Genomic DNA, 22,289 nt, shown 5'->3' with positions numbered 1-22,289 from the left:
CAAACACAACAAAAAGGAAGTAGGTAGAGGAAAAGCTCCCCTACCAAATGATTAAAAATCGAATCGGAAATTACATTTCGTTGCGGTATACAACGCCATCTTTCATTACCAATTTAATAGTATCGATAGTCTTGTATTCAGGATCAGCGTCGAACCATTCCGGAGTCGCGCCTATCACTGCCATATCTTCCAATGGGTTACCCTCAATCAATAAGATGTCTGCAACCGCTCCATTTTCAATAACGCCTAATTTCCCTTGTGTAGTGCCTCTAGGGCCTGACATCGCCAACATCTCACCGGCCGTTGAAGTCATTTGTTTCAATACTTCAAAGTTGCTGCCGAAAGCTTGTGTGCGCCAGTAAATTTCGTAACGACGAGCTCGCTCTGCATCGGAATCTGCTCCTACATAGTCAGAGGCAAAAACGACCTTCACATTGTTTTCTAACAATCGTTTACCGTAATCACCGTATTCTTCTTGAAGTTGGGCGACCATTGGCAATTTCTCAGCTGGCATTAACGGGTTTTTCGCTAAGTCTGGCGATAGTCCCCACATTTGAGGAACAACATATCCGCCTTCTTTGGCAATTCTCTTCATCGTTTCATCATTAATAAAGAACCCATGTTCAAAGCTTTTAACGCCACAATCCAATAATCGATTTACCGATCGATCGTTAAAAGTGTGTGCCGCGACATAGGTATTCCAATCTTTAGCGGCTTCAACAATCGCACACGTCTCATCAACCGAGTATTGAGTCGTATCTATTGGGTCAAATCGAGATGAACCACCGCCACCAGCCATGATCTTGATTTGAGTCGCGCCATTTCGTAGGTTCAATCGTGTCGCTTTCAACACTTCTGGTACGCCATCGGCAACCGCACCAATCCCCATACGTTCAAAGTTAGAAATGTCACCCACAGAATTCGGAGTAAAACCTGGGTCACTTCGATCTCGGAAATCACCATGACCAGAGGTTTGAGAAATAAATGCACCAGAAGGGTAAATACGTGGGCCGACAACGTTACCCGCCTCAATTTCACGAGTTAGACCGAAGGCTGGACCGCCCATATCACGAACAGTGGTAAAACCATCATCTAAGTAGCGCTTAGCCACTTGAGTCGCATGAATTGAAATGTCAGTAAGGTCTTTATTAGATTCAATATCGCCAAAATTATAATTAATCATGACGTGAGCATGGCCATCGATTAAGCCGGGCATCAAAGTCTTGCCCTCGCCATCAATCACTTTAGCTTCACCCGCTTCTATTGGATTTGCGGAGATTTGCTTGATCAGGTTGTCTTCAACCAGTACGTGATGATCTTCGTAAAGTTTGTTTTCTGTACCATTGAAAATATCAACGTTTGTGAATAACGTTGAAGCGGCATTTGCAGAAAAAGCAAATGAACACGAAAGAGCAACAACAGAGAGTTTTAAGCCTGCATTTTTCATTTATACACCTTGATTCCGTTTATGAGTGGAGTCCACTTCCCATAACGATTCCGTAACTACTAATGAGTGTCATGAGGTTTCAAAGGTGTTTTTGTTAGCCGCGATAATCACAAAAATCTAATCAAAATTTCGAGAAAAAATCGAGGCAAAAACAACTCATCAACATTCAATAACTTAGTAGTGATACTGCCAGTGTTCAAGGTTGACAAATGGCCATTTGGTGACAATAAATAAATCTGCGTTCAGGCTCCGGTTTCTGCTTGATGGCTGGAGGAACTGTTATTGCCGGAGCTCTTACTGATAGCTTTGTACTGTTGCTTACCGACGTTAGCTGTGCTCTTTTCGGTACTGTCTTGGCGTCATGTTCATCTGTCTTTTGAACGCTCGGGTAAAGTGGGAAGAATCGGAATAGCCCATTTTCGCGCCTACTTGCGTGATCGATAGATCTGACTGCTTAAGCAATTCCAAAACCTGCTCAAGAACCATCTCTTCAATCAAGGTTTTGTAGACCACCCCTTCACTTTCCAACCGACGCTGGATCGTTCTGACATGAATATTTAGAATCTCAGAAGCTAAGCTAATTGGGAGTTTCCCCATCGTGAGATAAGGTTTAATAACAAGCTTAAAAGCGCTCAGGAATGAGCTAGGTAAAGGCTTAGTGAGGTCTGATACTTGAGCAATTTTGGGTAAAACAATCGGTGCAAACATGATGTCTTCAGGGATCTCAAAGGCAGTGACCGGTCTATGCGTATAAAACTGAGCACAGCCCATTTGTGGTAGAGATTGAAAACATTGGAGATCACCATTCTGAATTCCGACCTCAGACGGCTTCCAACGACCTTGCGTTAATACTGAAAGTAGCTCGTTAATGAAAATAACAGAGAACAGTTCAGCGAACTTAAACCAAGGTGCGTTAGTAAATGGCTTCTCACGAACCAACCACCACTTGCCTCCGGATTGCTTGGTATAGACATTCGCACCATTGGATACGAGCTTCAGCTGCTCACCAAATTGGTCTAGCGCGTTTTTCAATGAACCCTGCTGGCTTAGCTTAGCCACAAACCTTGGCACATAGGTTTGCTTGCAAAAACTCCACATAAACAGCGAAAACTCTTCTCTCGACGCAGATTCCCCCATAATCTTGACCACGTTTTTAATAGTGGTCTCAGGGAGATAATCGTAATGGTCATTACTGGTGAGAATATCATTAGGGATTTGGGCACTGCGTAGTAAGGTGTAGATTTCACCATCAATATGTTTGAACAGTTCCGCGAACAATTCGACTTCTTTCTTATCAACAACCGTCATTGCCTGAGGGGTATTTGGCATCCTTTCCTCTTATCTATCCGTTCACGAACTCAAATTATCACCTTCTTTAAGATAGCAGAACAAACGCCGCGTTACCTAGAGTTACTAACCGAATATACCCGTCAAAATAACGAATAAACAAACGGTTAGTCGCTCAAATCACATTTACTGACTTGGTAGTTTACTGAACCGCTAAATCGGCTTTTCGTACCCAAAATGCTCGCACATGGTCGTAAATCAGATTAAACACAAACGCGTAAATGGTAATAAAAATGGTCACGCCGATGTCCATCAAAAATGCCTGCCATAACCCGACGTTGAGCAAGTATGCCATCACCGGGATCGTCGCCACCAGCAAGCCTGCCTCAAATAACACGACATGAAAAACACGTAACTTGAGCGAACGCTTTGATTTTTCACCCGTGAAATAACGGTCAAAAATGCAATTGAAACAGTAGTTCCAAATCATCGCGATAGTGGCAACAACTATCATGGTTCCTGATAAGGCATTCACATCGTGATCGGTAAATATCGCCAAGCCCATAATTGAAAGTGTTACGGCCAAAACTTCGAATAACACTGAGTGGAACACTCTTTCTAATGTACTCATACATTCCTCTAAATAATCTAGTCTATGTTGGATTAGCTCGGATTATGTCATCGAAAATAATAAGAGAAAGTTAACAGCCATCACGAACAGTGATAGCCTAGGAGTTATCCCCCCCCTTTGGTATTGAGCGAGAGATAGAATGTACAGTTTTGAGCAATTAAAAGTCTTCGTCACCGTGTGTGAAAGTGGCTCTTTTTCTGCTGCTGCACGCAAGCTGAAACGCGCTCAGTCTGGTGTAAGCCAATCGATCGCCAATCTCGAAATAGCTATCGACCAAGAGCTGTTTAACCGCGAAAAAAACATCCCCGTTTTGACCAACACAGGTAAAGCGTTATTGCCTGTCGCTAAGTCGATTCTCGACCAACAAAAATACTTCGACCAAAAAGTAGAATCGCTGACACAAGAAGATGAACACGAACTGATCATTGCCATTGATGAGAGCATCATAGATAAGAATTTCATTAAGATAATCAGCTCACTAGCCGATCAGTTTCCAATCACACACTTCGATATCATTACCACCTCAACCTTCGATGTTGAAGACTTAGTAAGGCGCGGAAAAGCACAGATTGGCATCATCTATGCGGATGGTGAACTGAAGGTGGATATGGACTTTTTCCTACTTGGCCAAGCGCGCTTTCTTACTGTCAGCTCTGCCACGCACGAGCTGAGCCAAATGCCCGTCGTTCAAGACTCTGACCTAAAGCGCTACCGCCAATGTGTGCATCGTAGTTCGAAGCAGCGCGAATTGTGGTTCACCTATGGCATTAGCTCCATGCTTTGGTATGCCAACAGCCACAAAACGATCATCGATCTCGTTGAACAGAACGTAGGATGGGCAAATGTGCCTGAAATGATGGTGATGGAAGGAATTCAGAAAGGCGATCTCGTTGCACTGCCAGTGGCACACGAGCATGGTGGTTGGATTACTCCAGTGGGTTGCTTAGTGTCTCGCAGCCATATCAATGGGCCAGTGTTAACAAGTTTACTTGAAAAACTAAAAGGCCACTCATTAGAGAACAATCAATGGCAATCCAACTAACCTTCCCCTATCCTTGAGTTCAGCCTATTTCAGCAACTGAATCCTAAATCAATGACGGTGGTGTTTTCTCCAGCACTACCTCATTTGCGCTTTTCGTGCCGATAATTTTCTTTGTCGTGTGGATAAAACACCCTAGTTGATATCCCAAAGTGACATAACTAGTATGCGATCCCAAAGGATTTGTCTTATCAAACTGATATCGACAAAACCAAATCGCTCTTTAACACCACTGACCCAACTTCAAATCTCCCACATAAGTACCCCTGCCCTGCAACCACTTGTGAAAGCTTCAAATAGATCACTTTTGAATATTGATTCGCACCCAGTTTATGAGCCCTCTTCGAGTGCTTTTTTATATCTAAATGAACCTTTTGGAAAATTTGTCGTGAACGTTTTAAGAAATATTTGCCCTGAGAAAATGGGCAAAGAGCGTAACAAACGAGAGTATGATTTACGCGTACTTAATTGTGTCAGTGAAAGCGAATATGAATCGCGTATGGCAGTTTGGAATAGCTTAACTTTGGTTGCTACTCCGTCTGTTTCAGAAACCAAAGGCTTCATCGATGAGGCTTTCAACAAACTTCAGCAAGACTTGAAAGAAGCGAGCCGCGAGTTATCGATTAACTACACGGACTTCATTGCAATGGCGCATGAAGAACTTAACTACATTAAGGTGTTTGTTGCTGATAAGACCGCACAATACGGCTGGTATGCCGCGATCGTTCTTATGATCATCGGTACTGTTGCTCTGTGTGCTCAGTAGATCAAACTGTGCATTCAATAGACGCTTTCAGGCTCAATAAAAACGTTATGCCTCACACGCAGCATAGCGTGCTTAATAGTTTGCCTTAAAAGCTCAAGCGATAAACATAAGCACATCTCTGTGCTTATGTTTTAGCTAAAAAAAACAAACAGTTAAAATCATTTGTTTTCTAGTCTAAAAGACTTCACTCTCCCATTAGAGACAACAAATCCTGCGTCGCTTGTTTTGGGTCTTGTGCGTGACATATCGCAGACACCAATGCCAATCCATGAATGCCTGTCTTAACCAACTTTGGAATGTTCGACTCGTTGATTCCACCGATACCAACAATCGGCAACTTCGTTGTCTCCAAAGCCATTTGAATGCCTTCATAACCCCAATATTTCTTTAGATTGGTCTTGGTCGGTGTGGCAAAAAGCGCACTGAGGCCAATGTAATCGATCGGCAAGCTATCAGCTGTTTGTAGCTGTTGTTCAGTTTCAATCGATAACCCAAGAATCTTATCAGGACCAATCAACTGACGAGCCAGCGCTGCAGGCATATCCGATTGCCCCAAATGCAAACCATCGGCGTCCACCGCCAATGCGACGTCTACTCGGTCGTTAATGATCAAAGGTACACCTGTTCCCGCCAAAATCGACTTAACAGCTTGTGCTCGTTCAATGAACGCTCTTACGTCCCCATGCTTTTCTCTCACTTGGACCATAGTGACACCACCAGCGACCGCTTGTTCAACCACGAACTTAAGCGTTTCTAAATCTTGTTGGTCATCCGTTACTAAGTAGAGCTTATAAGGGTTCATACCGTGCCTTTGGAGTCGGAGTCTAAATAGAGTTGCTACCATTTTACCGACAAATCGCATCATGTGCATGGAAGTTAATACTAAATTAGCTCAATTAAGCGCGTGCCATTGAATATACAACTCGTTGAAAGCATGCCGAAAATCCTGAGATTTTTAACTAAAGCGTTACTTATTACACAAACTATTCACTTAAGCCTGTCCAGAACGCTGTTTTATGGAATACTTCGCTATGAAGGAATCAGGTAAATATAGGGATAGTTATGCGCCACCTTTCTATAGCGTTTAAGATCAAGCTGGGTTATGCCATCTGCTTACTCTTTTTCGTCATTTCAGGCTTTGTGAGTTACAAAGGTATCCAAACCTTGTCGAACGGCTTTAGCCAGTACAGTGAGCTCAGCCAGAAAGCGACACTGTCAGGCAACATTCAAGTGCATTTTCTTCAGATGCGCTTAGCCTCTGAACGTTACTTAGAGTCATTGGATGAGCAATACGAAACGAATTATCAATCAAGCAAACTCGCGATTGATGAACTGCTGAACAACTTAATCCAAACCACCACCAAAACCGATAGCCTAGCTAGCCTGCAATTAGTGCAAGACAGCGTGGCGGCATTTGACACGGCTTATGGCTCAATGAAACAGAGCCAGCTACTCATCGACCAATTGGTGAATGTCGAGATGGTCAAACGAGAAACCAACGCCCTCAAAGCCGCTCAGAGCTTGTTGTATGAGTCGTACAACAACAACGATCCAAACGCGAGCTTATACGCGGGCATGTTGATGGAGAACTTCCTCGCAGCCAAAATCACCGTACTCAGTTATTCAAACAACAACGATCTAAAAACCTATGAAGCGGGTAAAGATATCTTTGAATACGTGCTGCCGGGTATTGAAGGCGACATTGAATCTCTCAAATCATCGCCTTATCAAAGTGAACTGATTGAAGACTTCTCGAATCAACGCGAAGCGTATGCAAAAGGCTTTGCGCAAGTTCATCAACAGATGATTGAGAACACTCAAAGAACCGCGACTCTTGCCTCGATTGGCGACAGCTTAGCGATTGCGGTCGCGGATGCTCAAAGCATTCTCGAGCGACAGAAACAAGCATTAACGCCAGAACTGCAAGCCAGTGAAAAACGTTCAGTTCAAATCATCTTCTTGCTAACGGGTGTGGCTTTAATCATTGGTATGACAAGCGCCGTTTTGGTTACTCGTTCAATTACTAAAGGACTTGCACAGGTTAAGCAGATCACCAATGAGCTTTCTCAAGGTAACTTAAATGTTGAAGTGAACATTGAGAGCAAGAACGAGATCGGCGAACTGCTGACCAACATGGAGATCACCATTGAATCTCTACGCGATATCGTTGGCGAAGTGAACCGATCTAGTGTGCGTATTGGTGAGATGTCGGAGTCGCTGAATCAAGTGACCAATAACAGCTCGACCAACGCAACACAGTTGAACAATGAGATGATCAATATCTCTTCTGCCGTTGATCAATTGGCTTCGAGTACATCGGAAATTGCTGCAAGTGCTAACCACGCCTCTCAAGTTGCAAACCAAGCAACCGAGAATGTAGCGATGGGACTTAAAGAAGTAGACAAAACACTGCACGAAATTGGCAGTGCCGATGAAAGCATGCAGGTCAGCAGCCAAAAAGTGACGGACCTACACAAAGAGTCGATGAACATTGGTGCCATTCTTGAAGTCATCAAAGGCGTTTCTGAGCAAACTAACCTACTGGCATTGAACGCAGCTATTGAAGCCGCTCGTGCGGGTGAACAAGGTCGTGGATTTGCAGTAGTAGCCGATGAAGTGAGAACGCTAGCTAAGCGTACTCAAGATTCTGCTAGCCAAATTGATGAACTCATCACATCGCTACAGCGTGGCGCTAAAGATGCGTTAGAGTCGATCAAAGAGAGCCACAGCACGGTTTCAGATGCTTCAACTCAGGCACAACAAGCTTCTCAGAATTTGCATGTGATTAACCAACACATCCAAGATCTGAATCAGGCCAACAGCCAAATTGCAGTATCGGTTGATGAACAGGATTGCTTGACCAAGTCACTGGGTGAAAACGCGCAAGGTGCCAATACCATCGCGCAGAGCAACCAAGAATCTGTCAGCAGCATTTCAGGTGCAGCGAGCGACTTAACCGAAGTTGCTCATCACTTAGAAAGCCAAGTGAATCGATTTAGAACCTAACGAAACCAATTGCTGATATAACGAGATAGCTAACACTACAACGAGTTAATACGGTTTTGAAGCAATAATAGAAAAGCCCTCAACACATATGTGCTGAGGGCTTTTTAATAAGCTACGAATGCAGATCTAGATTGAATCTACTGAATCTTCAAACGTTGAATCAGTGTCTCTTCGTCTAACTGGTACAACTCATCAAGCAAGTTCATTTGCAAGCTACCTGGGCCGCGTGAGTTCTCAGCTGCGATTTCACCAACCACACCTAATACCGACGCTGCCGCTAAACCACTTTCATCTCCAACAGCAGCGAAAGCTCCCGTTAATGCAGTAAGAGTACAACCCATGCCCGTCACATACGGCATCATTGGATGTCCGTTGTTTAACGTAACAACGCTGTCTTTAGTGACAACGTAATCCGTCTCACCAGAAATCACCACATTCGCACCGTATTCAGCGACTAAGCATTGCGCTGCGCCTAATGCGGCATCACTGCTATCTAGCGCATCAACGCCTTTACTCTGCGCTTGCTCGCCCGCTAACGCGATAATCTCAGACGCGTTACCACGAATGATCAACTTATCGGCTAAGCGTGCAATTTCACGAGAAGTCTCGGTACGCAGCGTACTTGCGCCACAACCCACAGGATCAAGAACCACAACCTTGCAGTTTGCATTCGCTTGTTCAACGGCGAAGCGCATTCTTGGCGTCCACACACTGTCGAGCGTACCGATGTTAATCACCAGCGCGCCAGAGAAAGACATCATCTCAGCCAATTCTTGCTGTGAGTGCGCCATGATAGGAGAAGCGCCAATCGCCAATAAAGCATTCGCCGTATTGTTCATCACGACGTAGTTGGTGATATTCACAACCAGCGGTTTTTGCTCTCGTACTGCGCGCAGCGATTGGATGATTTGTTCAGTTAGCATGGGTAAATCCTTATAAAAGAAAGTCGTTTTAAGCCGCTGCTGATTGGTTAGCGACAAGGTTTAGCCGTGGTTAATCATTAAGTGCATTCAGACCTTGCTGCCAAAAAGCCACTTCCATACGCGTTGCGGTTTTAAAGATATGAACGATGTTCTGGCCGCGCTCGCTGTTGATATCGATTTCAGCAAGCAGTTGATTGAAGTATTCCGCGCCCGTTGCCACGCCAGACTGGAACTCTTCTCCACCGTACAGTTGCAGCCAGCTTGCGTATGGGTTGCCTTCCAAAACGGTTTCACTGCTTTCTAACAGCGCTTTACCAATCACAGCGTAACCAATGGAACACGGAGCCAGTGCCGCATATAAGTCGACAAGATCACCTGTCATACCCGCATCTAGAACGTAGCGCGTGTAAGCGACTGTACCGAAATCTTCAGGCTCGTTTTCCAAATCAGATTCGGTTAACCCCCACTGACCACAGTAAGTCACATGGTGAGAGATTTCAGAATCGAGCAGGGCATGAACACTTGGCAGTGCACGACGCATATCAGCCAGTGTTTTCGCCTTGTAGATCGCCAATGCATAAGCGCGGGCATACTGTTTTAAGAACAGAAAATCTTGCTTCAAATAATGCAGAAAACAAGGCTGAGCGAGTGTGCCGTTCGCCAGCGTTTTAACAAAAGCGTGCTCGGTGTAGTCTTGCCAATCTTGCTGACAGGCTTGGATTAAGTCTTGGTATTTCATGAGATTCCTTAGTCAAAAGTCGGTACGTAGTCAGCGGCTTTTGGTAGTGATTTGATAATGCCTTTGTCGAACATGAACTGCGCGTAATCGTCGTAACGTTTTAGGTCGACTGCTGAAGGGCGAAGTGCAAAACGAGTCAGCGTGTCATTCCATGCGCGTTGGTTAAGTTCGTTGTTCAACGTATCCGGTGAATACGCAACAAACTCACTCCATGAATCTTGCGGGTGGTTCACAATGTAAGTTGTTGCTTGTTCCAATGCTTTGTTGAACGCTTTGATCGCTTCATCGTCGTGCTGCTTTGCGTTCGCAACAAAGATAAGCTCATCGTAAGCTGGCACACCGTGTTCTTCAGGGAAGAATGCCTTCGCTTTAAAGCCTTCAAGTGCTAACTGGTTGGTTTCGAAGTTACGTAAGCCACCCCAAATTGCGTCTACCTTGCCCGATGCTAATGAAGACGAAAGCGCCCAACCGACATTGATGGTTTGCACGTCTGTAAACGCAACATTTTCTTGCGCTAGCATGGTGCCGATAGTCGCTTCTTCGTTGCCAGCAATCGCAATACCGATCTTTTTACCTTTCAGATCTGCTAGTGAATCGTTCTTGCCGTTATCCAAAACCATCAGCGTGTTCAGTGGTGTTGCAATAAGGGTTGATGCACGAACTAGAGGCAAACCTGCCGCTACATCCATGGTTAAACTTGGTTGGTAAGTTACCGCTAAATCGACTTTACCTGCCGCGACCAGTTTTGCTGGCGTGCTTGGGTCTGCTGGCTCTTGGATTTCCACCTCTAAGCCTTGGTCAGCAAAGTAGCCACGCTCTTGAGCAATCACAATTGGGCCGTGGTTCGGGTTCACAAACCAATCCAACATCAATGTCAGTTTCTTTTGTTCAGAATCCGCCAATGCATGACCTGAAACCAATGAAGCAAGCAGTGCCACTGCACCTACCAATTTGGTATTTTTCATAGTTAACCTTTCCTTTTGAATATTATTATTGTGTTTATAGAGCTAATTTTTAACGAGGTTTGTTTAGATAAATAGCGTTGAGCGAAGCTTTATTAAACAAGTGTTATTGAGCGAACCATCACTGGTTCTCCCAAGGGATAGCTTTTTTAAGTAATTTGTCTGTGATGAAGTAGAGCGAGATAGACAGCACCGCCAAGATGAATAAGGCAGCAAACATCTCATCAATGATCATGCGTGCGTTGGCTTGCAGCATTAGGTAACCCAGCCCTTCACTCGAACCCACCCACTCGCCGACAACCGCACCAATTGGGGCAATAACCACAGCGACACGAATGCCAGACGCCAAAGTTGGCAGCGCAGCAGGCAGTTGGATATAACGCAACAATTGCCATTTCGATGCACCCATGGTCTTGGCAAGATCGAGATAACCCGTCGGTGTATTTCGCAGGCCGTCGTAACAACAAGTGGTTACAGGGAAGAAGATAATGATCGCCGCCATCACCACTTTTGACGCGATGCCATAGCCTAGCCACAACATCAATACTGGCGCGATCGCAAACACAGGGATAGCTTGGCTAGCAATTAAGATAGGCAACAACCAGCGTTTCAACGGTTCGAACATCAACATCTGTAGGGCGAAAAACAGCCCCATCGACAAACCGAGCAATAGACCAAGTAAGATCTCCTGCGCAGTCACCCAAGTGTGTTTGAGTAGCACATCGTAACGTTCAATTAGCTTGATGAAGACTTCTTCGGGAGCTGGCAGAATGAAGCTTGGCATCTCGAAGATAACCACCACCAGTTGCCATAAACCGAGAATCACGGCGCTGCTGATAAGCAAACGCATAACGGGATTCATCTGACGAGGACGTTCAGTGCTAGCCTGTATGTCGGTTGAACGAGCCCCAACTTCGCTTCGCGTTAGATCATTCATAATCACGCTCCAACTGATCTAAGATCGCTTGTTGTAACTCAGCACATTCACCATCTAACACTCTTGGTGTGGCTGTATTTGGCACAGACAGTGACTGTGCGCTTGCAGGTGTGCCTTGCAACACATACAAGTTATCCGCCAAGCGCACCGCTTCTTGTGGATCATGGGTGATCAACACAACAGTTTTATCTTTTAGCAGTTCACACGCTAAACTTTGCAGCTTGTGTCTCGTTACCGCATCCAGCGCAGAGAACGGTTCATCCATCAGTACGACTGGCTTGTCTTGCATTAAGGTGCGAGCCAAAGCAACACGCTGACGCATGCCACCAGACAACTGATCCGGCATAGTAGACGCGTGATCAGCTAAACCAACCGCAGCTAGCAACTCTAGAGCTTGATTGGTTTGCGGTGCTTTATCAGAAGCTGGATTTTGAAAGCGATGACTTAAGCAAACATTGTCGATAACCGACAACCATGGCAGTAACAAATCTTGCTGCGCCATGTAAGCGATGCGATCCGTTAAAGGCAATTCATCAGAGGTTGCCAATGTGCCCTGCCACTCCACCTTATCGTCCAGTAAGCCTGCCAGATAACGCAATACCGTGGTTTTTCCGCAGCCACTTCGACCGAGCAATACCGTCCACTTACCTGCGTTTAAGCTAAGCGACAACCCAGATAAGGTCGCGTGCTCACTGTCGTTATAACGTAAGGAGGCACTGCTGAGTTGAACACCAACCGTATTAACGGACATTACCGTGCCCAACGAAGAAGTGATTTACCGGGCCGTGACCTTGACCGACTTGCAACTCATCAGCATGAGCAATAGCACGTGAAATGTATTGTTTACCTAAGTCAACAGCTTGAGTAAGCGTGTTGCCTTGAGCTAAGAAAGAAGCAATCGCAGAAGAGAGCGTACAGCCAGTGCCATGGGTGTTTTTAGTAGGAAAACGCTTCGCACTAATCAAAGCAGAGGTCGTCGGGAGAATCAGTAAGTCGTTACTGTTCTCATCCTTCTCTAAGTGACCGCCTTTTAGCAGGACAGCTTTAGCACCTAGTGCGCGTAAGTCTTCAATCATGCCCTGCATTTCAGCTTCGCTTTCAGGGACAGCTTTGCCTGTCAGTGCAGCACCTTCTGGCAAGTTAGGTGTGATGATGTCTGCCAGCGGAATCAGCTCTTGCTTCAGCGTCGTGATGGCTGAGTTTTCTAGAAGAAGATCGCCACTCGTCGCAACCATTACAGGGTCAATCACAAGATGCTTAGGTTGATACTGCTTAATTTTATCTGCAACGACTTTGATGATTTGCGAATCAGCCAACATGCCGACTTTTACTGCCACGATATTGAGATCAGTAAACACTGCATCTAACTGACTAGCTACATGGTCGAGTGGAATAGGGAAAATGGCTGACACGCCTTGAGTGTTCTGAGATGTGATAGCGGTAATGACCGAACAAGCAAAACTACCGGTAGCAGACATCGCTTTAATATCAGCTTGGATCCCTGCACCGCCGCCGCTGTCTGAGCCTGCGATCGTCAATACAATCGGAGTGTTCGTTCGAATCGAACCATCAGCAGAGTGCTGTGAAACTGAGGCTTTGGGCGTTAAATCTTTTGAAATAGAACTGTGTGTCATTGTCGCTCCTACTATCTTACAAGACGTAGGAGAACGAACACTGATCGAAGGAGAAGTCGCATTAGGCTCATGAAAGTTTTCATGGGTGCAGACGTAGATCGAGTGCTTATAGTTCCCTACGCCAGTGTTAACTGAATCAGGTTCAACGGGTCTCGATTAACGATCTCAGCAAACACCAAATAAGGTATATGCCCCCCGACTATTGATAGCGATAGTAACAGCACTCTCACAACTGAGATACTGATTTTATTCAATTATAAGAATTACACATGAAAAAATTTCAATTAGGTCCAACAAAACAAATACTTATAACGTTCCTTTAGATGGCTTCGACTGTATCAACAAGCACAACACAATCAGAAACATACCTAGCCAGCCTGTAAAAGGAATCAGCTCACCGACAACACAGACGGCAAGCACCGCTGCGACTACCGGTTCAAACAAAGTAAGTAGATTGGCACTACTCGCGGTCACGTGGCGTAAACCAAAACTGAACGCGATATAGCCCAAGCATTGTGGGATTAGCGTCAGATAACTGATGACTAATACGTTAATCTGCGAGGAAAACAGGTTCTCACCAGTAAACCAGAGCGTTGGCAGCAACAGCATCGCACCCAGGCCAAAAATACTGCCCATCGCCGCTTGTGACTTAATCCCTTTATCGATCAGTGCTTTGGTCGCCCAAGAATAAATGGCGTAACACAACCCAGCGAGCAAACCTAAAGCTATGCCGAATAACTTCAAATCATCAGCGGATTCACTCACCGATTCAGACTCAGAAAACACCAACAACCCAATACCCACCACACCAATCGCAAAGCTAGTGAGCCAACGTTTGTTGATATTATTTTTTTTGCTAATCAGACACTCTAACAGTGCCGAAAAGAAAGGTGCGGTCGCAATCGAAACCACGGTTCCAATCGCCACACCTGATAATTTCATTGAAGAATAGAAAGCTAAAGGATAGACCGCCAAAGCCAAAGCGCTCACTGCCAACAGCTTCTTATTCTGCAAAAGTTTATCAAGGGCTAATAGGATTTTTCGATACGCTAAGCCCGCTTGCATTAGGCCGCCGACACCCATAGAGAAAGCACCAATCGCTAATGGGCTTAGATCAGGCGCAAAACTTGCGGCGGTGCCTGTCGTGCCCCATAAAATGGAAGCAAACAAAATGGCTAAAGTGCCCGTTTGGAATTCGTTAACGCGATTGATGGCAAGATTCATTTCTATTACCCAATTTTCAGTTCTGAAATAGATAATAGTGAAGATTGATAGAAGTTAGTTTGCCGAAAGGACGCTATTTTTGTTTCTAAAGACTGTCTTTCATTGAGCCTAGAAACGCCCTTGGAGACATTCCAAAGTGCTGAGAGAAACGACGACTGAAAGCAGAAACATCACTATAACCCACATTTTCGGCTATCAATTGAACAGGTAAATCTGTGTGGGTTAACAAGGCTTGAGCTTTCTCCATACGATATCGCGTGATGTATTTAAGCGCACTGATACCCAAGCACTCTTTGAAGCGTTTTTTGAATTGAGTAGGGCTCAAACAGGCCGTTTCTGCAAGTTGTGATATGGATAACGGTTGCGTGTAGTTATCCGCTATCAGCCTTTGTACGGCGCGGATTCTTGGGTCGATGCTCTTGCTCACTTGTTGTTGCTCTAACAGCAGTGAAAACACATCCAAGATGGATGACTCAATACCGCTATCGACCTGATATTCCAGCTGCTTCTCAACAAACAACAAGAAGCTCATCAAAGGTGGCGTTATCGTGAAAACCGAGAGCTCGTGCTCTAACAAATGCTGAGGCAACACAGCCATATCCGCGACAATAAACCGCGCTGCTTCGTCCGCTTTAAACGCATGTGCTGTGGTTACCGGAATCACCACACATTCGCCCACCGCCACTTTACCGACATACCCCACCATTTCGATATTGATACTGCCTTGGATCGGCAATACCAGTTGATGATGGTAATCATGAGCATGGGTATTAAATTGCTTGGTGTAAGATCGAATGCTTAAGCTAGATTTCATAATCAACGCCGGAGTACATTTCGCTAAGTTAGAGTAAGAGATACAACGTTACATTATCACTTCCCTAGAGTCACACTCAATGCGCATCAAATTCATGCTTGCTAGGTGACATGATCAAAAACGGCCTCCAAATAAGAGGCCGTATTTATTCGAATGCTTAATCACGTCAAAGATTTAAAACGATACTTGGTTATCCTGACCAACCACTACCTGAACACTATTTTGAACATCATAGATTTCAAAACCATCAGCAACCGGATCAGCATTGTCTTCATCACTGTCGTACTGCGCAGTACAGGTATAACCCAATGAGTAAGTACCTGGATCAATGAAGCCCAGAGAGAACTCATAGTTAGTCTGTGCTTCATTCATTGCCACTGACGCTGAAGTGATCGGTTTCACTTCATCACTGCCGCCAATCGGAGCCATGTTAGCTTTAGCGATGTCACCTTCATACAAATAAACCGATTGGACGAAGGTATTGTCATTTGTAGGGTTACAAGCTCCAAAAGTTGTTGTCGCTACAGTACCTTCAATGTTTCCTGTCTCAACCGTATTAATAAGGCTTACAGACGTTCTTTGAATGGTGTAATCAGGGAGAGTTGAACTGTTCTTTAGGCCACGTCGAAGATCGAACTCGACAACAAAATCGTTACTTTGTTGATTCACATTAAATGAGTTATTAAAGTAAAGTACGCCAGCATTATCTTCTTTACCCACGCCTTGCGGGCACGCGCCTTCACCTTTCACCGTTAACTCACGATTCGTATCATCATTTTCTACCACGTAAGATGGATCTGTTGGGTGATCGCCATCATTCGCAAACACACACAACTTATAGCTGCCTACCGGAACTACCTCATTTTCAATCAAAGGGAGCGCATCGCTGCCTTGGTAATCCAATAAATTAACACTTAACGGAATAGGATCTGCGCCATCAGGTAATGGATCGCCATTTTCATCAACGTAGTCGCCGTTTTCGTCCGTTTTATACACATCATAAATCAGTGGCGAACCTCCCCCTTGAGGAAGTAAAGCCACCTTGCTGAATGTCACGGTGACGTCTTTAACATCATCAATGGGCGCATCACTCACACTCAAGGTAATGGGTGTCGTACTGCTTGATGATCCTGAGTCTCCGCCACAACCAACAAGCCCTGCCAACACAAGGCTCGCTAAAGCCGTTTCCTTTAAATATTTCATAACTCATTTCCTATAAAATCACTGCTCAATAAAGGGCTTATTCGAGTGCCCTCTTATTCTTTTTCTTGTTGTGACCCATAAATAAACAGCGCTATTGTTTGATGTTTATATCCCTACTATTCAGGGCATTCCTCATCCAAAAAAAACTGTTCATCAAGGTGCACATATCAAGTCGCACATAGGTTAATTAAGTCTAGTAAGCAAATTGTCAGTAGCAACACATATTTGGCAAAGGTGCTGTCAATTGTGTTGAAATAGTCGTTGAGTAGAAAATGGGAGGCAGGGATTGAAAGCAACTTGATCAAAGTGAATAATCGCCACCAAGATCAAAAAAGGCCGTTAAGACAGCCTGTTGCTGAACTTAAACGACCTTTTCATTGAATTTTGATTAAGCTAAGACGATATCAGCTCATTCAAACTCACTTATTTTTGAAGTTGCTCTTTAGCGGCTTCAACCTTAGAAAAATCTAGGCCAAGCTCTTCAACTGCTTCTTTGATTAGCGCAGGGTTTTGCATTACCTGACCCATCAGCATTTGAAGCTTATCTTGTGGTAAACCAAGTTGGCTGATTGTCGCCATTGCTGCAAGAGGGTTCTCGGTCAACGTCTTGAATATCTCGCTGATCTGCTCGTCGCTGATATTGTTCTCTTTCAACATTGCTAAAATCGGGTTCATTTTTTTGCCTTTGAAACACTAAATTAAGTAGGAGCACAGCATACCATCTAGCTGTGCTCGATTGTACTAACAAGTGAAGCTTTGGTTGAACGCGATCTGTGCTTTTCCCAAACGCAAATAATGCTTGGGCTTAACGAGACTCTAATGGGTAAGAACGGTAGCTCCACATACCATACGTTCTCAGTGCGTCACGGTAGATGCCTAGAAGCTCACCACTGCTCGCTTTCTTAAGATCTTCTAGCGGCTTATCTGGGTAAGAAACCGTATCGAAGGTAATGCCCTGAGGGCCAGTTTGCCAGCTAGCAATTTCAAACAGAGTTTGACCACGACGAACATGGCTTGCCGAGCTAATAATGGTCGCGTGCTTAATATCATGACGAGCAAGCGCATAGCTACTGAATAAGGCATTGCCTACCGTGCTGGTCGCGTAGTTCTCTTCAATGATGCGGTCTTTGCTTACCCCTTTTGAGATAAGCCAATCCGCCATTAACTTGCCTTCTGTCTTATGGTTCTTAGGCACGCCGCCGGTTAACACAATCATCGCATCCGGGTTGGCTTTAGACATTGCCAATGTGGTTTCAAGACGTTCAATCAAGATCTCATGCATTGAACCATCTGGGTTCAGCGCGTAACCCAAAGTAACTATCGCGCCGTGATCGCTCAGTAGCCCTTTATCTGCTGATTCTTTCAACGGTGTTTCTAATACGCGATCGACCGTAGCAAAGATACGTTTGATGTCTTCGGCTTTGCCTTTGTTCAGGCTCTCAAGCTTCTGCATATGCTTGTTGGATTCACTATCATTACCATCGAATCTTTGCCAAACCGCAAGGTAAGCATGAAGATCGACATCGTCTGGCGCAACCGTCAGTGCTTGTTCAAACAACTCAATAGCGCGCTCTGCGTTCTTGTTGTAGATCTGAGCGTTCGCTGCCGAGATCAACAAATCAGTACGGTAAGGTTCTAGCTGGTAAGCTTCTAACAATCGGTTAGTCACAATCTCCATGTTGCTTGGCATTTTAGCCGTAAAGCCCGCGTGAGAAATTCTTGCCGGAGACTTAAACGCCTGCAACGCATCAAGAAGTAGTTGGTCGACAACTTGTCGCTTAGTCACCAACTGCGCATAATCCGCTGAAGCTTGTACTGCGCCATCGTTAGCAGCAAAAGAATAAGGTGTTGCGCCAAAAGCAAGCATGCCACCAAGAGCAAGGGCGATAATGTTCTTTTTCATGGAAAGATCCTGTGTCGTTAAGTGTTCACATCAGATTTGCTCCCCAATGTAAGCCCCCAAGATTAAAAAACCGTGAACCACACCAGAATCTCCAAGGTTAATATTCATTTGTTGCATAAGGTGTGGCAACAGATCACGATTTTGAACTTACCAGTAAGCCTGCGCATCGAGATAATTTTGGTTTCGAGGGGAATTTACGGGTAATTTTGGAATATCTAACTGCGGAATCCATACGCCCTATTCCACCGAAAACCACCCATCACAAATCCAAACTCCGCAGAAAACAACACGCCCAAACAGCAACTTTAAGCTCATTTTTTCAACAACTTAAAATCCAACACACTGAATCGCTCGATTCCCTTCTCGCTCTAATAACGAAGTTTTAAGCGCATAGATTTAAAACACGCATCAACCGATTTTCAAATAAATTAAAATCAATTATTGAACGACCGTTCAAGTGATGCTTTAATGAATTACCAATACAAGGAGTTACCCCATGCTTAAGTTCTATTTTCACCAAACACCCAACCCAATGAAGATCGCTCTGTTTCTAGAAGAGACCGGCCTAGATTTTGAACTTGTTCCTGTTGATACCTTAAAAGGCGAGCAACACACGCCGGAATATCGTTTGATTAATCCGAACGGTAAAACACCAGCCATTGAAGACGATGGACAACGTGTATTCGACTCTAACGCTATCCTTCTTTACCTATCAGAGAAAACTGGCAAGCTAGCGGGACAACCAGAAGACAGAGCAGAACTTCTATCTTGGATGATGTTTATCGCGAGCGGTCTTGGTCCTTATTCGGGTCAATCGGTACACTTCCGCCATGCTGCACCAGCAGGCTTAGATTACGCGGTAAATCGTTATCTACGCGAAGCACAACGTCATTACGAAGTGTTAGACAAGCACATGGAAGGTCGTGAATTTATCGTCGGAAATGAGTACACCATTGTCGATGTCGCGGCATGGGGTTGGATTGATAAAGCACCTTTCGTGCTTGGTGAAGAAGGCCTAGAACCTTACCCGAACTTGAAGCGTTGGTTCGATGCAATCAACGCCCGCCCTGCTGCACTGCGCGCTCGCGAAATCGGCAAAGGCATTGAATTTAAAACTGAACGTGATGAAGAAGCGAAACGAGCACTGTTTCCTTCGAATTATGCGAAGTAGAAAAATTGAGAGTTAATGCTCTACTGAGTGATAGCTAAAACTCAAACATAAAGAGCCGCTAAAAAGCGGCTCTTTATGTTCAAATCATATTGAAAAAGCACAAGTTGATATTTTTGTGAATTGATACAAAGAGTATAAAGTCCTACTCTATTTTTCTTACACAACAATAGTTTAAATACAGCCTATCTACAGTGCTGTCGTGGGAAACTAAGCCTTAATTTTCGCCATTTTATTGTAATGGGAATTATAACCTGTTACATCAAACACCAATCTTAAACCTTCTTTAAAATCGTTATAGTCAAATTCTTTAAAATCAAAGATGTTCTGCCCTAATGAGTGAGACTCTCTGTTGATGTACCTTACAAATGCTTGGAACCTTAATTCCTTCAATTCTGGCTTTTGAATTACATTACTTAAATCTTCTTTTTGGACAAAGTTAAAGAAATACTCAATGATATTCCTCATACAATTAGCAATCAAAGCTGGTGGCTGTTTATCATCGTTAATCACAGACCAGTATGACTGATAATCGTTTTGAACTTCTTCATACTTCATAACGTTAATTGAACTACCAATGGTATTCTTAGATAGACGGAAAAGATTCTGATTTTCCTTACGTCTTGTATGATTAGCATCCGTTAACTCATAGAAAAAATACAAGCTATGGGTCAAAACAAAAACTTGCTCTACCGATGTTGAGTTAAAGAAATCATTTTTTAATAATTGTCCTATGTTGTATACAAAGATGTGTGAAAGGCTTGATACAGGATCATCTATAATAGCAATTTTCTTAACCTGCCCTTCCGTTGCACTTTGTTTACCTCTGAACAATTCCCTAAAATAAAGAAAGCTGATAATCATTTTTTCGCCTTCACTTAAAGAAGAGAAAATTTTGTCGTTAGCATCTTCACGCACAAGACGATATAAGTCATCTTCATACCTTTCTATATGAAAATCCATAATGCCAATCTCAGTTAAGCCTTGGTTTATGTTATAAATTGCATCTTCGATATTAACCGTAGATTTTTGGTGCTTAACTCGTTCTGTATCTTTTTCTCTTTGTAAGTTTGTTTTCTCTTTCAGCTCTTTTTGCTTTTCATCGATCACCTTATCGGCACTACTTTTTACATCATAGAAAGCACTGATCGTCTGATCATATTCATATCTCAATATGATCCAGAATTGTTCGTTAATTTTAGCCAACTCAGCAGAAGAGTTATCTATACGTGCGTTATGCTCGCCAATCTCTTTGTTAATTTTATCTATCAATAAATTAAAATTATCAGCAGGTTCAGATACATCGGTCAAAACTACTTTTAAACTTGGGTTCGATACCTTCTTTTGAATTGAAGTTAGGTTTGATTTGAGTCCATTGAGAACTTGACCGTGATACTTTACCAAATCTATAAGATTAGACGCTGAAAAAGGGTTTTGTTTATATTCATCTAAACTAGCAAATTGAGTTATTTTTGTTTCATACTGAGACTTAATACCTTTAATTTCATTGACACTATCTTGATAAGACTCATCGAAATAGTCTTTAATTTGTTTAGTAAATGCTTCTGTTATTGTCTTTGACTGACAGAAAGGACACTGATCATCTTCAATATTTTCAATGTATTTTAAACCATCGCTTACCCAATCTGAGTTTTGCAATTTCAAAATTAATGTTGAAACTGGACTGTCATCACTTCCCACAATGATATTTTTTAGCGAAGTAACATCTTCATCGCGCAATTTGTATGAACTTAGCTTACTAAGGACTGAATATTTCGTTGCAGTATCACCACCAATTGCATTGGCTTCGTCTTTTAAAATAGCAACCGTTTTTGTTGGTTTGGATTGCGGTAAAGGAATTGAAACAAGATGATTAAATAGAGGCTCTTTACCTCCCATTCTCCCTTTCAGACAAAACTCTAGAACTCGATCACCACCAGAGTAACTTGTTTTTATTTCCCACGCTTTAGCTTGAGCCTTAAGCTTCGCTGTCGTTATAAGCAGTTCTTGAGCATCAATTTCTTTTTGTAAGGCTTCCTTGTCTTTTGCTAACTTTCCTATCTCTACAGTTACAGCTTCGACTTTTTCTTTTGCATCTTTATTTTCTTTGGATAGGCTAAAGATGCCATTCAGCGAATCTTTGTCATAAAAGTTTTCTTTAATGAAGCTTTGGTTATACACAAGGATAGAAGCATCACCAACACGATGGCTACATTGGTTGTAATTGGGATTATCTAGATCATAAAAATAATTTGAGAAAGTACTTTTACCGGACCCATTGAGGCCATAAACAATATTGACTTTTTTATCAGTGGTGAGAATCGCTTTCTTCTTATAACTCGCCACGCCATCAAGTGTAATTTCAGTTATCACGCATAAGCTCCATAGCATCAAACATTATGAAACAACGCTATCATAAATTAAACTAGCTTTACGTGACTTAGACTAAGGTTGATGTAAGTACCTGACCAACAAAACATTATGTTGGTAATAAAGGATTGCTCTAAAGATATCAAGAGTAATAATCCCGTCGTTCCAATAGTTTCATGTGCTACCTACCACGTCGCTAACATTGAGGGAGGACTCAGCCTCGCCGCCCCATCCCA

Annotated in this window: 20 protein-coding genes and 1 riboswitch; of the genes, 4 read left to right on the top strand and 16 right to left on the bottom strand. The window is 43.6% G+C overall.

Features of this window, described 5'->3' with window-relative positions; genetic code table 11:
* Positions 1-70 precede the first annotated feature (70 nt).
* From AC3CH4_RS21010 to AC3CH4_RS21000, 3 genes are all read right to left on the bottom strand, one after another.
* The gene (locus AC3CH4_RS21010) at positions 71-1,447 is read right to left on the bottom strand and encodes a metal-dependent hydrolase family protein (protein WP_488543742.1); all 1,377 of its coding nucleotides are present in this window, start codon (positions 1,445-1,447) and stop codon (positions 71-73) included.
* Positions 1,448-1,774: 327 nt separating this feature from the next.
* A complete protein-coding gene (locus tag AC3CH4_RS21005; RefSeq protein WP_488544342.1) occupies positions 1,775-2,755 on the bottom strand; it encodes a helix-turn-helix domain-containing protein in 981 nt (326 codons plus the stop codon).
* A gap of 181 nt (positions 2,756-2,936) precedes the next feature.
* Complete coding sequence (locus AC3CH4_RS21000; protein WP_488543741.1) at positions 2,937-3,365, bottom strand: PACE efflux transporter; 429 nt, start codon at positions 3,363-3,365, stop codon at positions 2,937-2,939.
* A gap of 139 nt (positions 3,366-3,504) precedes the next feature.
* On the opposite strand from AC3CH4_RS21000, the gene AC3CH4_RS20995 reads away from it, so the two are divergent.
* On the top strand, positions 3,505-4,407 hold the full coding sequence (locus AC3CH4_RS20995) for a LysR family transcriptional regulator (protein ID WP_488543740.1): 903 nt from the start codon (positions 3,505-3,507) through the stop codon (positions 4,405-4,407).
* A gap of 418 nt (positions 4,408-4,825) precedes the next feature.
* On the top strand, positions 4,826-5,170 hold the full coding sequence (locus AC3CH4_RS20990) for a hypothetical protein (RefSeq protein WP_009844840.1): 345 nt from the start codon (positions 4,826-4,828) through the stop codon (positions 5,168-5,170).
* 184 nt (positions 5,171-5,354) lie between these two features.
* Here AC3CH4_RS20990 and thiE read toward each other — a convergent pair whose 3' ends face one another.
* Complete coding sequence (gene thiE / locus AC3CH4_RS20985) at positions 5,355-5,972, bottom strand: thiamine phosphate synthase (RefSeq protein WP_488543739.1); 618 nt, start codon at positions 5,970-5,972, stop codon at positions 5,355-5,357.
* Positions 5,973-6,232: 260 nt separating this feature from the next.
* On the opposite strand from thiE, the gene AC3CH4_RS20980 reads away from it, so the two are divergent.
* On the top strand, positions 6,233-8,176 hold the full coding sequence (locus AC3CH4_RS20980; protein WP_488543738.1) for a methyl-accepting chemotaxis protein: 1,944 nt from the start codon (positions 6,233-6,235) through the stop codon (positions 8,174-8,176).
* Positions 8,177-8,313: 137 nt separating this feature from the next.
* Here the strand turns inward: AC3CH4_RS20980 and thiM are convergent, their stop codons facing one another.
* From thiM to AC3CH4_RS20925, 11 genes are all read right to left on the bottom strand, one after another.
* Positions 8,314-9,099, bottom strand: coding sequence for a hydroxyethylthiazole kinase (thiM, locus tag AC3CH4_RS20975; RefSeq protein WP_488543737.1), 786 nt, complete (start codon positions 9,097-9,099; stop codon positions 8,314-8,316).
* Between the two features lie 70 nt (positions 9,100-9,169).
* The gene (tenA, locus tag AC3CH4_RS20970; RefSeq protein ID WP_473578464.1) at positions 9,170-9,838 is read right to left on the bottom strand and encodes a thiaminase II; all 669 of its coding nucleotides are present in this window, start codon (positions 9,836-9,838) and stop codon (positions 9,170-9,172) included.
* 8 nt (positions 9,839-9,846) lie between these two features.
* A complete protein-coding gene (locus tag AC3CH4_RS20965) occupies positions 9,847-10,803 on the bottom strand; it encodes an ABC transporter substrate-binding protein (protein WP_104214947.1) in 957 nt (318 codons plus the stop codon).
* Between the two features lie 118 nt (positions 10,804-10,921).
* Positions 10,922-11,737, bottom strand: coding sequence for an ABC transporter permease (locus AC3CH4_RS20960; RefSeq protein ID WP_488543736.1), 816 nt, complete (start codon positions 11,735-11,737; stop codon positions 10,922-10,924).
* Positions 11,730-12,488 carry an ABC transporter ATP-binding protein gene (locus AC3CH4_RS20955; protein ID WP_488543735.1) on the bottom strand — a complete coding sequence of 253 codons (759 nt, stop codon included), beginning with the start codon at positions 12,486-12,488 and terminating at the stop codon, positions 11,730-11,732. The genes AC3CH4_RS20960 and AC3CH4_RS20955 overlap by 8 nt, the downstream gene beginning before the upstream one ends.
* On the bottom strand, positions 12,478-13,371 hold the full coding sequence (gene thiD / locus AC3CH4_RS20950) for a bifunctional hydroxymethylpyrimidine kinase/phosphomethylpyrimidine kinase (RefSeq protein ID WP_428786073.1): 894 nt from the start codon (positions 13,369-13,371) through the stop codon (positions 12,478-12,480). Before thiD ends, AC3CH4_RS20955 begins: the two co-directional genes overlap by 11 nt.
* 96 nt (positions 13,372-13,467) lie before the next feature.
* Positions 13,468-13,579, bottom strand: a riboswitch (TPP riboswitch).
* A 98-nt stretch (positions 13,580-13,677) separates the two neighbouring features.
* Positions 13,678-14,595 carry a DMT family transporter gene (locus tag AC3CH4_RS20945; protein ID WP_488543734.1) on the bottom strand — a complete coding sequence of 306 codons (918 nt, stop codon included), beginning with the start codon at positions 14,593-14,595 and terminating at the stop codon, positions 13,678-13,680.
* Between the two features lie 85 nt (positions 14,596-14,680).
* Positions 14,681-15,409: a helix-turn-helix domain-containing protein gene (locus AC3CH4_RS20940; RefSeq protein ID WP_488543733.1), complete on the bottom strand. Its 729-nt coding sequence runs from the start codon at positions 15,407-15,409 to the stop codon at positions 14,681-14,683.
* Positions 15,410-15,583: 174 nt separating this feature from the next.
* Positions 15,584-16,612, bottom strand: a complete 1,029-nt coding sequence (locus tag AC3CH4_RS20935; RefSeq protein ID WP_488543732.1) for a DUF4382 domain-containing protein — start codon at positions 16,610-16,612, stop codon at positions 15,584-15,586.
* 423 nt (positions 16,613-17,035) lie between these two features.
* Positions 17,036-17,287: a DUF2999 family protein gene (locus tag AC3CH4_RS20930; RefSeq protein ID WP_009844829.1), complete on the bottom strand. Its 252-nt coding sequence runs from the start codon at positions 17,285-17,287 to the stop codon at positions 17,036-17,038.
* Between the two features lie 130 nt (positions 17,288-17,417).
* Positions 17,418-18,515 (bottom strand): ElyC/SanA/YdcF family protein, encoded by a 1,098-nt coding sequence (locus tag AC3CH4_RS20925; protein WP_488543731.1) that lies wholly within the window; start codon positions 18,513-18,515, stop codon positions 17,418-17,420.
* Between the two features lie 496 nt (positions 18,516-19,011).
* Between AC3CH4_RS20925 and AC3CH4_RS20920 the strand changes: the two genes are divergently transcribed.
* Positions 19,012-19,686, top strand: coding sequence for a glutathione S-transferase family protein (locus tag AC3CH4_RS20920; protein ID WP_488543730.1), 675 nt, complete (start codon positions 19,012-19,014; stop codon positions 19,684-19,686).
* Positions 19,687-19,893: 207 nt separating this feature from the next.
* Here the strand turns inward: AC3CH4_RS20920 and AC3CH4_RS20915 are convergent, their stop codons facing one another.
* Positions 19,894-22,056: an AAA family ATPase gene (locus tag AC3CH4_RS20915; RefSeq protein ID WP_488543729.1), complete on the bottom strand. Its 2,163-nt coding sequence runs from the start codon at positions 22,054-22,056 to the stop codon at positions 19,894-19,896.
* Between the last annotated feature and the right edge of the window lie 233 nt (positions 22,057-22,289).

The sequence above is a fragment of the Vibrio sp. QJM3NY_26 genome, from assembly GCF_057786005.1.
This window is presented reverse-complemented; position numbering and strand designations above follow the sequence as displayed.

Coding starts and splice junctions, on each gene's coding strand:
- AC3CH4_RS20925 (WP_488543731.1), bottom strand. CDS start 18,515: ATGAAAAAGAACATTATCGCCCTTGCTCTTGGTGGCATGCTTGCTTTT.
- AC3CH4_RS20990 (WP_009844840.1), top strand. CDS start 4,826: ATGGGCAAAGAGCGTAACAAACGAGAGTATGATTTACGCGTACTTAAT.
- AC3CH4_RS20960 (WP_488543736.1), bottom strand. CDS start 11,737: ATGAATGATCTAACGCGAAGCGAAGTTGGGGCTCGTTCAACCGACATA.
- AC3CH4_RS21010 (WP_488543742.1), bottom strand. CDS start 1,447: ATGAAAAATGCAGGCTTAAAACTCTCTGTTGTTGCTCTTTCGTGTTCA.
- AC3CH4_RS20940 (WP_488543733.1), bottom strand. CDS start 15,409: ATGAAATCTAGCTTAAGCATTCGATCTTACACCAAGCAATTTAATACC.
- AC3CH4_RS20980 (WP_488543738.1), top strand. CDS start 6,233: ATGCGCCACCTTTCTATAGCGTTTAAGATCAAGCTGGGTTATGCCATC.
- AC3CH4_RS20945 (WP_488543734.1), bottom strand. CDS start 14,595: ATGAATCTTGCCATCAATCGCGTTAACGAATTCCAAACGGGCACTTTA.
- AC3CH4_RS20995 (WP_488543740.1), top strand. CDS start 3,505: ATGTACAGTTTTGAGCAATTAAAAGTCTTCGTCACCGTGTGTGAAAGT.
- tenA (WP_473578464.1), bottom strand. CDS start 9,838: ATGAAATACCAAGACTTAATCCAAGCCTGTCAGCAAGATTGGCAAGAC.
- AC3CH4_RS20955 (WP_488543735.1), bottom strand. CDS start 12,488: ATGTCCGTTAATACGGTTGGTGTTCAACTCAGCAGTGCCTCCTTACGT.
- AC3CH4_RS20930 (WP_009844829.1), bottom strand. CDS start 17,287: ATGAACCCGATTTTAGCAATGTTGAAAGAGAACAATATCAGCGACGAG.
- AC3CH4_RS20965 (WP_104214947.1), bottom strand. CDS start 10,803: ATGAAAAATACCAAATTGGTAGGTGCAGTGGCACTGCTTGCTTCATTG.
- AC3CH4_RS20920 (WP_488543730.1), top strand. CDS start 19,012: ATGCTTAAGTTCTATTTTCACCAAACACCCAACCCAATGAAGATCGCT.
- AC3CH4_RS21005 (WP_488544342.1), bottom strand. CDS start 2,755: ATGACGGTTGTTGATAAGAAAGAAGTCGAATTGTTCGCGGAACTGTTC.
- thiE (WP_488543739.1), bottom strand. CDS start 5,972: ATGAACCCTTATAAGCTCTACTTAGTAACGGATGACCAACAAGATTTA.
- thiM (WP_488543737.1), bottom strand. CDS start 9,099: ATGCTAACTGAACAAATCATCCAATCGCTGCGCGCAGTACGAGAGCAA.
- thiD (WP_428786073.1), bottom strand. CDS start 13,371: ATGACACACAGTTCTATTTCAAAAGATTTAACGCCCAAAGCCTCAGTT.
- AC3CH4_RS20935 (WP_488543732.1), bottom strand. CDS start 16,612: ATGAAATATTTAAAGGAAACGGCTTTAGCGAGCCTTGTGTTGGCAGGG.
- AC3CH4_RS21000 (WP_488543741.1), bottom strand. CDS start 3,365: ATGAGTACATTAGAAAGAGTGTTCCACTCAGTGTTATTCGAAGTTTTG.